The organism is Bradyrhizobium sp. AS23.2 (assembly GCF_001908185.1).
In the GTDB taxonomy this organism is placed as follows: Bacteria; Pseudomonadota; Alphaproteobacteria; order Rhizobiales; family Xanthobacteraceae; genus Bradyrhizobium.
In genome coordinates, this window is record NZ_LGHM01000059.1 from 16,360 (window position 1) to 27,952 (window position 11,593).

Sequence of the window (11,593 nt, forward strand, 5' to 3'; positions counted from 1 at the left end):
TGAGCAGGGAGGAGCAGATGAGCGCAGGCAGCGGCACGCCGTTCCGCGGCACCGTCGGCAAGACGGTTGCGGAGTCGAAACCCTGGTGGCCGGATGCGCCAAGGCCACCCGAGGGCGCGCCGAACATCCTGGTCGTGCTGTTCGACGACGTCGGCTTCTCCGATTTCGGCTGCTACGGCTCGGCGATCAAAACGCCGACCATCGACCGGCTCGCCGCCGAAGGCCTGCGCTATTCCGGCTTCCACACCACGGCGATGTGCTCGACGACGCGGGCGGCGCTGCTCACCGGGCGCAACCATCATTCGGTCGGTGTAGGATGCCTCGCCAACTTCGATTCCGGCTATCCCGGCTACCGCGGCAAGATCGCACGCGAGGCGGGGACGCTCGCCGAGATGCTGCGCTCCCACGGCTATCGCAATTACATGGTCGGCAAATGGCACGTCACGCCGCTGACCGAGAGTGGTGCGACCGGCCCGTTCGACGGCTGGCCGCTCGGGCGCGGTTTCGATCGCTTCTACGGCTTCCTCGATGCCGAGACCGACCAGTATGCCCCCGAGCTCGTCTCCGACAACACGCATATCGATCCTCCGGGCACTTATGCCGACGGTTATCATCTGACCGAAGACCTGATCGACCAGTCGATCCGCTTCATCGGCGATCACCTCGCCGATCGTCCTGATATTCCCTGGCTCACCTGGGTCGCGCTGGGCGCCTGCCACGCGCCGCATCAGGCGCCGGCCGATATCATCAGGAGCTACGACGCCGAATTCGCGCACGGCTGGGACATCGAGCGCGAGCAGCGTCTGGCGCGCCAGAAGGCGATGGGGCTGGTGCCGCAGGACACGCGGATGCCGGCGCGCAACGACGGCGTGAAGGCTTGGGAGGAGCATTCGGCCGACGAGCGCCGTGTCTTCACGCGCCTGCAGGCGGCATTCGCCGGCATGCTCGACCACTCCGATCGCCATCTGGCGCGCCTCATCTCATTCCTGGAGACGGCCGGCATCCGCGACAACACGGTGATCATCGTGATGTCCGACAACGGCGCGAGCCAGGAGGGCGGGCCGCTCGGCTTCGTCAATGCAATGGGACCGTTCAACTTCAAGCCGGAGCCGATCGCCGAGAAACTCGCCCGTATCGACGACATCGGCGGGCCCGATACGCACAGCAATTTCCCTCATGGCTGGGCGATGGCCTCGAACACGCCGCTGCGCCGCTACAAGCAGAACACCCATGGTGGCGGCATCCGCGATCCCTTCGTCATAAACTGGCCGAAGAAGATCGCGGGCAAGGGCGAGCTGCGGCACCAGTTCGTGCACGCCTGTGATCTCACGCCGACGCTCCTGGAGCTGATCGGCATCGAGTCGCCCAGCGAGATTGCCGGCTGCCCGCAGATGCCGCTCGAAGGCGAGAGCTTCGCGCGCTCGATCACGGATGCCTCCGCGCCCTCAAAAAGCTCGCCGCAGTATTTCGAGATGTTCGGTCATCGCGGCCTCTGGCATGGCGGATGGAAGGCGGTCGCCTTCCATCCGCCGGGCACGCCGTTCGAGAACGACAAATGGGAGCTGTTTCACCTCGACGAGGATTTCTCAGAAACCAACGACCTCGCGGCAAAGGAGCCGGGGCGCCTCGGCCAGATGGTGGCGACGTGGTGGGCGGAAGCCGAGAAGCACAACGTGCTGCCGCTCGACGACCGCTTTGGGCCGCGCTTTGCCGAGAACGCCGCGCGCTTCCACGGCGCGCGCCATCATTTCGTCTTTCATGCCGGCATGGGGCACGTGCCGACCGACGTCGCGCCTGATGTGCGCAGCCGCAGCTACACGATCGAGGCGCATGTCGAGATCGGCGAGACGAGCGCAAACGGTGTGCTGATCTCGCACGGCGATGCGACGTCGGGCTACAGCCTCTACATCAGCGACGGCCATCTGGTGCACGACCTCAACATCGGCGGCAGCCACCAGATTGTGCGCTCCGACCGCAGGGTGCCATCAGGCGTGCGGCGGCTCGGCGTGCATGTCGAGCGTCTCGTACGCAAGGAGGCGCCGGCGAAGGGGGCGCGCACCGGCGTGTCCGAATATACGCTGCTGATCGACGGCGAGCCGGCGGGTTCGCTCCAGACCCAGCTTGGTTTCCACACGCTGATCTCGTGGTCCGGCCTCGATATCGGCCGCGATCGCGGCAGCCCCGTCTCGCATTACGAGGCGCCGTTCGAGTTTAGGGGACGGCTGCTGCGCGTTACCGTCACTATGCACAACGACCAAAAGCTCGACGGCGATGCCGTCGGCAACGCGCAGATGGCGCGGCAGTAGGAGAGTCCTTGGCCTTCATGGTTCGAGACGCCCGCGTTCGCGGGCTCCTCACCATGAGGGTCTAAGATTTCGCCGCACAGCAGAACCTCATCCTGAAGGAGCCTGCGGACGCGGGCGTCTCGAAGGATTGCCGCAACCACAGCTCGACCGCCTCCTCTTGCAAAGGCGTAGCTCTGCGCGTGCAGGCGAGAGAGACCCGCTACTTGATCTTGTCGTAGGCCGCCGCGAAATCGTTGAGCGGCATCGGGATCGCGATCGTCTCCTTGGCCATGTTCTGGAAGGAGACCTTCAACTGCTTGCCTGACTTCAGGGCCGCAACCAGATCCGGCGCGATCGGCGTCGAGGCATAGCAGCCGCGATTCTCGCAGGTCTGGATCTGGAGGTCGACCGTCCTGCCCTCGTCGACCTGGAGCTTGGCGCCGACGGGAATGTTGAGGCCGAGCGGCAATTGCAGCAACGCCATCGGCGTGCGGGTGTCGGGCGCAATGCGGATGTTGATCAGGACGACGGTCTGGCCGGTCTTGGTCAGCACCGCGTTCTGCTCCATGGCGCATTCGAGCGGTGCGTCGCGGCTCACGCTGCTGCAGCGCGCGATCCAGCCGGGTTGCTGCGCCGGAGCGCCTTCTGCCTGTTGCTGCGTCGGGGCAGGCGCTGGCTGTGCGGCGGGAGGAGCGGCATTCTTCTTGGCGCCCTGCTGGGCATAGGCGGCGCCGGTCGGCAACAGGAGAGCAGCAGCGAGGACGACAAGTCTGGATTGCATCAGCATGGCGAAACCGCGTTGGCGTGAACCGAGGGCCTCGCTGTAGCGTCGCGGGAGCCGCGGCGCAAGATTACTCGGCGGCTTCCTTGACGGTGCCGTGCTCGGGTGCCTCCTGGCCTTCGCCGTCACCCGAACGGCCCCAGCCCGAGAACCAGTTGTTGAGCTTGTCGAGATAGAGATAGACGACAGGCGTGGTGAACAGCGTCAGCGCCTGGCTGACGATCAGGCCGCCGACCATGGCGTAGCCGAGCGGCTGGCGGATCTCGGCGCCGGTGCCGTGGCCGAGCATCAGCGGCACGCCGCCGAGCAGCGCGGCCATCGTCGTCATCATGATCGGGCGGAAGCGCAGCAGCGCGGCCTGGCGGATCGACTCTTCAGGCGTCTTGTGCTCGTCACGCTCGGCCGCGATGGCGAAGTCGACCATCATGATGCCGTTCTTCTTCACGATGCCGATCAGGAGGATGATGCCGATCAGCGCGATCAGGCTGAAGTCGAAGCCGGCCGCCATCAGGATCAGAAGCGCGCCGACGCCGGCCGAGGGCAGGGTCGACAGAATCGTGATCGGATGGATGTAGCTCTCGTAGAGAATGCCGAGGATCAGATAGACCACGACAAGGGCTGCGAGGATCAGCAGCGGCACGGTGCCGAGCGACTGCTGGAAGGCCTGCGCGGTGCCCTGGAAGCTCGAGTTCAGCGTCGGCGGCGCACCGAGATCGGCCATTGCCTTCTGCACAGCCTCCGTCGCCTGGCCGAGCGCGACGCCTTGCGCGAGGTTGAAGCTGATCGTGATCGCCGGGAATTGGCCCTGGTGGCTGATCGAAAGCGGGCGGACCGGATCGGTGGTCCAGGTCGCAAAGGTCGACAGCGGCACCTGGTCGCCCGTCAGCGGCGATTTCAGATAGAGCTTGTTCAGGCTGTCGAGATTGCCCTGCATCTCCGGCAGGATCTCGAGGATCACCTTATAGGTGTTGAGCTGGGTGAAATACTGCGTGACCTGCCGCTGTCCGAAGGCGTCATACAGCGTGTCGTCGATCAGCTGCGGCTGGATGCCGTAGCGCGATGCGGTGTCGCGGTTGATCTTGAGCTGGACCGTGGTGCCCTGCGTCTGCTGGTCGGTGGCGACGTCGCGCAGCTGCGGCAGCGTCTGCATCTTGGCGAGGATCTTGGGCGCCCAGTCATTGAGCTCGGCAAGATCGGCATCCTGCAGCGTGAACTCGAATTGCGTGCGCGTCGGCCGGCCGCCGAGCCGGACGTCCTGGGCCGCCTGCATGTAGAGGCGGGCGCCGGAAACCTTCTCGAGCTTGGGACGCAACCGGGCAATGATCTCCTGCGCCGATGCCTTGCGATCGTTACGCGGCTTCAGGGTGATGAACATGTTGCCGTTGTTGCCGGCGCGGCCGCTGCCACCGATGTTCATCGCGATCGTGGCGACGTCAGGATCGTCCATCACGATCTTGCCGAGCTCGACCTGACGCCGCTGCATCTCGGCGAACGAGATATCCTGGGAGGCTTCGGAAGTCGCGGTGATCAGGCCGACGTCCTGCTGCGGGAAGAAGCCCTTCGGGATCAGGACGAACAGGTAGATCGACAGGCCGAGTGTGGCGAAGAAGATCACGAGCGTGGTGCGCCGCCAGGCCAGGGCGTGATCGAGAATATATTCGTAGCCGCGCAGCATCCCCTCGAAGGCGCGCTCGCTCCACTGATAGAACTTGCCGTGGGTCACCTCGCCATGGGCGCGCAGGAAGCGCGAGGCCATCATCGGCGTCAGCGTCAGCGACACGAACATCGAGACGAAGATCGTCATGGCCAGCACGACGGCGAATTCGCGGAACAGGCGCCCGATGATGCCGCCCATCAGCAGCAGCGGAATCAGCACGGCGACCAGCGAGACACTGATCGACACGATGGTGAAGCCGATTTCCTTGGAACCCTTGAAGGCGGCGGCGAGGGGAGATTCGCCTTCCTCGATGTAGCGCGTGATGTTCTCGAGCATCACGATGGCGTCGTCGACGACGAATCCGACCGCGATGGTGAGCGCCATCAGCGACAGATTGTCGAGCGAATAGCCGAACACCCACATCAGCGCGCACGCGCCCAGCAGCGCCAGCGGAACCGTGACGGTGGGAATGACAGTCGCCCAGAAGCTGCGCAGGAAGATGAAGATGACCATGACCACGAGGGCAATGGTCAGGAGCAGCGTGAACTGGACGTCTTCGACCGCGGCGCGGATGGTCGTGGTGCGATCGCTGATCACCTCGATCTTGATCGCGGGCGGGATCGCCGCCACCAGCCGGGGCAGAGTCGCCTTGATCCGGTCGACGGTCTCGATGACGTTGGCGCCCGGCTGCTTGAACACCACCAGGAACACGCCGCGCTTGCCGTTGGCCCAGGCCGCCTGCTTGGCGTCCTCGGGGCCGCTGACGGCCTGGCCGATGTCGCGGATTCGCAAGGGACCGCCGTTGCGATAGGCGATGATGACGTCGTTCCAGTCCTTGGACTGGGTGAGCTGGTCGTTGGCGTAGATCGTGTAGGCGCGCTTTTCGCCGTCTATATTGCCCTTGGGGCTGTCGACCGTGGTGATCGCGATCTGGCTGCGCACGTCCTCCAGCGACAGGCCCTTGGCGACGAGTTTCGCAGGGTCGATCTGCACGCGGATGGACGGCTTCTGCTGGCCGCCGATGAAGACCTGCGCAACGCCCGAGAGCTGGCTGATCTGCTGGGCGAGCTGGGCGTCGACCGCGTCGCTGACGCTGGTCAAAGGCAGCGTCTCGGAGGTCGCCGACAACAGCAGGATCGGCGCGTCGGCCGGGTTGACCTTGCGGTAGGTCGGCGGCGAGGGCAGGTTCTTCGGCAGCTGGCCGCTTGCGGCGTTGATGGCGCCCTGCACGTCGTTGGCGGCGCCGTCGATGCTGCGGTTGAGGTCGAACTGGATGGTGATCGACGCGGTGCCCAGATAGCTCGTCGAGGTCATCTGGGCGATGCCGGGAATCTGGGCGAACTGGCGCTCCAGCGGCTGCGCCACCGACGAGGCCATCGTCTCCGGGCTGCCGCCCGGCAGGTTGGCCGTGATCTGGATGGTCGGGAAGTCCACCTGCGGCAGCGGCGCGACCGGCAGCAGCGGATAGGCCACGAGACCGACGAAGAGAATGCCGGCCATCAGCAGCGAGGTGCCGATGGGATAACGGATGAAAGGTGCCGAAATCCCGCCCCCGATCATTCCTGTCGTACCTTGTTCTGGCTTGGATTCGAACTTGCCACCGTCGTCGAGACGAGGCTTCCGGGCTGCACCTTGAATTGACCGCCGGTGATCACCTGCTGACCGGGGCTCAGCCCTTCGTCGACGACCGAACGGCCGTCGATGGCGTAGCTGACCTTGATCTTGTGCACTTCGGCCTTGTTGTCCTGATTGACGGTGTAGGCGTAGAGCCCGTTGGTCGAATGCTGGACCGCGTCATCCGGAACCACGGTCGCGTCCTTCAGCGTCCGCACCAGAAGGCGCGTCGACACCGATTGGCCGGGCCAGAGCGAGTGGTCCTTGTTGTCGAACACCGCCTTGAGCCGAATAGTCCCGCTGGTCGTGTCGACCTGGTTGTTGATGACGGCGAGCTTGCCCTCGGCCAGCGTCTTCTTGCCGTCGGTGGTGAAGGCGATCACCTTGAGCGCGCCGGCCTTCTGGCCTTCGCTGATATAGGGGAGCTGGTCTTCGGGCGCGGTGAAGATCACCGCGATGGGCTCGACCTGCGAGATCGTGACGATGCCCGTCTGCGTCACGGCGTTGACGATGTTGCCGATGTCGACCTGGCGCAGGCCCGCGACGCCGGTGATCGGCGCCTTGACCTGGGTGTAGTCGAGCTGCGTCTGGGCGTTGAAGATCGCGGCTTCGTCGGCGGCGATCTGGGCGGTGAGCTGGGCGACGGTGGAGCGCTGGGTGTCGGTCTGCTGCCGCGTCGCGAATTCGCCGAGCTTGGTGTAGCGCTGAAGGTCGAGATTGGCGTTGGCGAGATTCGCCTCGTCCTGCTGCTTCTTGGCCTTGGCCTGGTCGAGCACGGCCTGGAACGGTCGGGGGTCGATCTCGACCAGCAGATCGCCCTGGTTGACGATCTGGCCCTCGGTGAAAGCGATCTTGTCGATCTGGCCGTCAACTCGAGTCCGGACTTGTACGGTGTTGAAACCCTGAACCGTGCCGAGGCCTGTCAGGTAGACCGGGAAATTGACCTTCTGGACCGGCGAAACGCTCACGGGAACGGCGGTCGCGCGCGGCGGACCCTTCTGCGCAGTCTGGGCTTTGCCGGCATCGTGCGAGCCGAATTTCTGCCATCCGTAGTACCCCGCGGTGGCCACGGCCGCGATGATCAGAATCCAGAGGATCGGCCGGGACTTTTTCATATCGTCTCGTGTCGGCTCGCATGCCCAAAGCTACGAATTTTGGAGCAATCATAGGGTTCCAGCGCGCTTGTATAATACACGCCAAGTTCCAGTGTAAACAGCACGATGGGTTGAGAATCCTAAACAATTGGAAAGCTTTGTACCGGTTAGGCAGCCCTCTGACACGACGGTGTGCAGTGCTGCATTTTCCCGGCGCGAACGACCAGCGTGCAAAGCTTGCGCAATGCTCGGAGCTGGTGTGGGCAAGGCAAGTGAAGCTCGCCGCAAGGTCGGCTGACCGCGTCGCGAGGAGCTGCGGAATTAACGCTCGCGAGAACGGTTCTAAATCGCCCGGGCGGCGTTTCTGTTGTCAGGAAAATCGGCATCGTCCATATCGGCGCCGCCACACATGGAGCGCAGGATGGACGAACTGAACGGCAAGCTGATCGCGTGTCAGATTCTGATCACGGGACTGATCGCGCGCGTCGCCAACGAGCAGCGCGATCCCTTGCGCTTCCTCACCGACTTTCGCGACGAGATCAAAGCCGTCGTGAACGGAGTCAATATCGCGGGCATGGACAGTACCGATCGCGTGCGCGCGGTCGCGCAGAAAACCGTCGATGAATTGTTCTCGCTGATGAAGCCGCCGAGCAGCGACTGATGTTGCACGCGCAACGCTGATTTGGCGGTATTCTTCGCGCGTGTTTTAGAACGACTCCAATCTCGACCTAGAACGATTTCAAACTACAGTTTAGAATCGTTTTGATCTGGACCTATTCAAGGGTTCTTGCGGCTTGCCCGCATTGACCCACTATTTTGCCGCCGATACCAACAGCCCAATCGTTCATCGAAGTGAATGAGCGAACAGGAAGAAAATTTGGGGCTGTAGTGATGGGGCAGGTGGTTGCACCGAAGTCGTTGCGTTCGGTCGCGACGTTCGTTCCGATGGATGAAAAGTCCGCGGGCATTTCCGGCAAGAAGGTCTCGGCCGTCGCGAGCTTGATCGCGGTCGCGTCGGTTTCGAGCGCAGAGGCGCAGCAGTCGACCCTGCCGCCGGTGACGGTCGATGCGCCGGTCGAGCGTCCGCGTCCGGTGGCCTCGAAACCCACGCCAGAGCAGATCCGCGCCCGCAACGCGCTTCGCCGCGCCGCGCAGCGGCAGCAAGCGGCCCAGCAGGCCGCTCCCACCGAGCCGGCCGGCGCCGTGGACGGGGATCCCTATGCTGATCCGGCGGCTCCCTACAAGGTCGACCACGTCCAGGCCTCCGGCAAATTTCCCGAGCCGCTGCTGAACACGCCCAAGACCATCACGGTGCTCAGCAAGGAAGTGCTCGAGGACAAGAACGCCACGACCCTGAAGGAGATCGGGCGCTCGACGGCCGGCGTGACGCTGGGCTCGGGCGAGGGCGGCAACGCGTTCGGCGACCGCTTCTTCATCCGCGGATTCGATGCGCGCAACGACGTCTTCATCGACGGCATCCGCGATCCCGCGGTATCCATCCGTGAGAACTTCTTCACCGAGCAGATCGAAATCTTGCGCGGCCCGGCCTCGTCCTACGCAGGCCGTGGCACTGCCGGCGGCGCCATCAACATCGTCACCAAGCAGGCGGGCGACGTCAACTTCAAGCGAATGGATACCGAGTTCGGCACCGACATGACCAAGCGCGTGACGCTCGACGTCAACCAGGTCGTCGATCCGACGTTCTCGGTGCGCGCGGGCGGCCTGTTCCAGGACGCCAATGTCGCCGGCCGCAACTACGTGACCGACGATCGCTGGGGCAGCTTCATCTCGACCAAGTACACCCCGACCAACGACATCAAGATCACGACGAACTACGTCCATACCGACCTCAGCGGTTACCCCGATTTCGGCGTGCCCTATTACAAGCAGGGCAACGTCCCGGTGACGTCGGCCGGTATTCCGCGCCAGAACTGGTACGGCTTCCTCAACCGCGACTTCCAGACCGCGCGGCAGGACTTCGGCACCGGCACGATCGAGTACAAGGTCAACGACGCCATCACGCTGAGCAGCAAGGTGCGCGGCGAGCACTCGCTGCTGAACTATATCGGCACGCTGCCGCAGGGGCCGAAGACGACCAGCCCCAATCCGCTGCTCTGGACGACGACGGCGAGCGCGCAGAGCCGCTACCAGAACGTGGACGTGTGGGCCAACCAGAACGAGGCCACATTCAAGCTCGACACCGACGGGATCAAGCACACCGCGGTGTTCGGCGTCGAGTATGCGAACGAGAACGTCTCGATCGACCGTTACGCCGGTCTCGCCTCGGAACTGGCCGGCAGCCCCTTCGTGAGCACCGGCGCCGTGACGGGGGTCAATATCTACGCCCCGCAGTACACCTATATTCCATTCGGCATTCCGTCGCTCGCAGGAAACCCGACGCGCTACGGTGTCAACACCAGCAGCGTGTATGTCATGGACACCGCGAACTGGCAGGACACCATCATCGTCAATGGCGGCGTCCGCTACGACGGCTACAACATGAGCTCGTCGACCAACTCGCCGAATTATCTGAAAATGAACACCGATCTCGTCAATTACAACGTCGGCGTGCTCTACAAACCGATGTCGATCGGCAGCGTCTATGCCGCCTATGCGACCTCGGCCAATCCGTTCGGATCTGAGCTTGATGCGACCGGCACCGATTACGGTGGCGTGCCGGCCAACACGCCTATTCTGCTCGGGCCGGAGATCAACAAGGCGGCCGAACTCGGCACCAAGTGGGAACTGGCCGATCGTCACCTGCTGGTCACCGCGGCGCTGTTCCAGACGACGAAGGACAATGCACGCGAGACGAATGCCGCGGGCCTGCTCACCTCGAACGCGGCCTACCGTATCCAGGGCATCGACATCGAGGCCGAAGGCAAGATCACCGACCGCTGGAGCATCTTCGGCGGCCTGGTGCTGATGCAGTCGAAGGTCACGCAGAGCAACATACCCTCCAACATCGGCCTGCAGCTCGCCAACGTTGCGCATCAGTCGTTCAGCATGCTGACCAAGTACAAGTTCGACGACGGCTGGGAGCTGGGCGGGCAGGCGGTGTATCGCTCGAAGGTCTATGGCGGCACATTTGCGGCGAACACCGGCAACGAACTGCCGAGCTACTGGCGCTTCGACGCGTTCGTGGAAAAGAAGATCGACAAGAACTGGACCATGAAGTTCTACGCCCAGAACCTAACCAACAAGCTCTATTACGACACGCTCTATCGCAGCGCGGTGCCGTTCGTGGCGGTCGCGCCTGGGCGTGCGTTTTACCTCATCACGACGGCGAAGTTCTGATCATGTTGACGTGCCTGCCTGGCGTTCTCAGCAAGGATGATGTGGCGGATTTCCGCCGCATCATGCATGCCAGCGACTGGGAAGATGGCCGCTCCACCGCCGGCGCGCAGTCGGCGATGGTCAAGCGCAACGAGCAATTGCCGCCGGACGGCGAGGTCGCGCGCAAGCTTGGCAATCGCATCATCTCGGCGCTGACGTCGAACCCGCGCTTCATTGCGGCGGCGATCCCGCTGCAGATCTTCCCGCCGCTGTTCAACCGCTACGCGGCGAGCAGCGGCCACCATTTCGGCCTGCATGTCGATAATGCGATCCGCGGCGACCGCCTGACCGGCCTTCGCATCCGCACAGACCTGTCGGTCACGCTGTTCCTGGCCGAGCCGGAAGAGTACGACGGTGGCGAACTTGTGATCGAGGACACCTACGGTTCGCACGAAGTCAAGTTGCCAGCCGGTGACTGCGTGCTCTATCCCTCGACCAGCCTGCATCTCGTCACGCCGGTGACCCGGGGGACGCGGGTTGCGTCTTTCTTCTGGCTTCAGAGCATGATACGGGACGATCAAGCCCGGAGCATGATCTTTGACCTCGACACCGCGATTCAGGCGCTGGTGAAACGGCTCGGGCGCGACGATCCCGAAACGGTCAAATTGACGGGCATCTATCACAACCTCATTCGCTACTGGGCCGAAGTATGAAGATCATGTCCTTCCAAGCAAGCCTTGCCGCAGCCGCGATGCTGGTGGTCGCCTGGCTCGCATCCCCTGTTTCTGCCCAGGCGCAAACCCCGCCAGTGGCACCGGTACAATCGGCGGCTCAGCTGGCCCCGGCCAGCCCGGCTCCGGTGGCAGCGCCGTCTGCCACCGCTCCG

7 protein-coding genes are annotated in these 11,593 nt (G+C 63.8%); 4 read left to right on the top strand and 3 right to left on the bottom strand.

What is annotated here, in order from left to right; all coding sequences use genetic code 11:
- The first annotated feature begins 17 nt into the window (after window positions 1-17).
- Window positions 18-2,306 carry an arylsulfatase gene (locus AC630_RS14210; RefSeq protein ID WP_074119138.1) on the top strand — a complete coding sequence of 763 codons (2,289 nt, stop codon included), beginning with the start codon at window positions 18-20 and terminating at the stop codon, window positions 2,304-2,306.
- A gap of 199 nt (window positions 2,307-2,505) precedes the next feature.
- Here the strand turns inward: AC630_RS14210 and AC630_RS14215 are convergent, their stop codons facing one another.
- The 3 genes from AC630_RS14215 to AC630_RS14225 all read right to left on the bottom strand — a co-directional run bounded on the left by AC630_RS14215 (window position 2,506) and on the right by AC630_RS14225 (window position 7,452).
- Window positions 2,506-3,072, bottom strand: coding sequence for an invasion associated locus B family protein (locus tag AC630_RS14215; protein ID WP_074119139.1), 567 nt, complete (start codon window positions 3,070-3,072; stop codon window positions 2,506-2,508).
- A gap of 64 nt (window positions 3,073-3,136) precedes the next feature.
- Window positions 3,137-6,283, bottom strand: coding sequence for a multidrug efflux RND transporter permease subunit (locus AC630_RS14220; RefSeq protein ID WP_074119140.1), 3,147 nt, complete (start codon window positions 6,281-6,283; stop codon window positions 3,137-3,139).
- Window positions 6,280-7,452: an efflux RND transporter periplasmic adaptor subunit gene (locus tag AC630_RS14225; protein ID WP_074119141.1), complete on the bottom strand. Its 1,173-nt coding sequence runs from the start codon at window positions 7,450-7,452 to the stop codon at window positions 6,280-6,282. Before AC630_RS14225 ends, AC630_RS14220 begins: the two co-directional genes overlap by 4 nt.
- Before the next feature lie 400 nt (window positions 7,453-7,852).
- Here AC630_RS14225 and AC630_RS14230 point away from each other — a divergent pair, with 400 nt between their 5' ends.
- The 3 genes from AC630_RS14230 to AC630_RS14240 all read left to right on the top strand — a co-directional run bounded on the left by AC630_RS14230 (window position 7,853) and on the right by AC630_RS14240 (window position 11,420).
- The gene (locus AC630_RS14230) at window positions 7,853-8,092 is read left to right on the top strand and encodes a hypothetical protein (RefSeq protein WP_027571757.1); all 240 of its coding nucleotides are present in this window, start codon (window positions 7,853-7,855) and stop codon (window positions 8,090-8,092) included.
- A 230-nt stretch (window positions 8,093-8,322) separates the two neighbouring features.
- A complete protein-coding gene (locus AC630_RS14235) occupies window positions 8,323-10,728 on the top strand; it encodes a TonB-dependent receptor (RefSeq protein ID WP_074119142.1) in 2,406 nt (801 codons plus the stop codon).
- Between the two features lie 2 nt (window positions 10,729-10,730).
- A complete protein-coding gene (locus AC630_RS14240; protein ID WP_074119143.1) occupies window positions 10,731-11,420 on the top strand; it encodes a Fe2+-dependent dioxygenase in 690 nt (229 codons plus the stop codon).
- Window positions 11,421-11,593: the final 173 nt, after the last annotated feature.

Bases quoted from the DNA above. Each gene is read 5' to 3' on its own strand.
- AC630_RS14210 (WP_074119138.1), top strand. From the start codon at position 18: ATGAGCGCAGGCAGCGGCACGCCGTTCCGCGGCACCGTCGGCAAGACG.
- AC630_RS14215 (WP_074119139.1), bottom strand. From the start codon at position 3,072: ATGCTGATGCAATCCAGACTTGTCGTCCTCGCTGCTGCTCTCCTGTTG.
- AC630_RS14220 (WP_074119140.1), bottom strand. From the start codon at position 6,283: ATGATCGGGGGCGGGATTTCGGCACCTTTCATCCGTTATCCCATCGGC.
- AC630_RS14225 (WP_074119141.1), bottom strand. From the start codon at position 7,452: ATGAAAAAGTCCCGGCCGATCCTCTGGATTCTGATCATCGCGGCCGTG.
- AC630_RS14230 (WP_027571757.1), top strand. From the start codon at position 7,853: ATGGACGAACTGAACGGCAAGCTGATCGCGTGTCAGATTCTGATCACG.
- AC630_RS14235 (WP_074119142.1), top strand. From the start codon at position 8,323: ATGGGGCAGGTGGTTGCACCGAAGTCGTTGCGTTCGGTCGCGACGTTC.
- AC630_RS14240 (WP_074119143.1), top strand. From the start codon at position 10,731: ATGTTGACGTGCCTGCCTGGCGTTCTCAGCAAGGATGATGTGGCGGAT.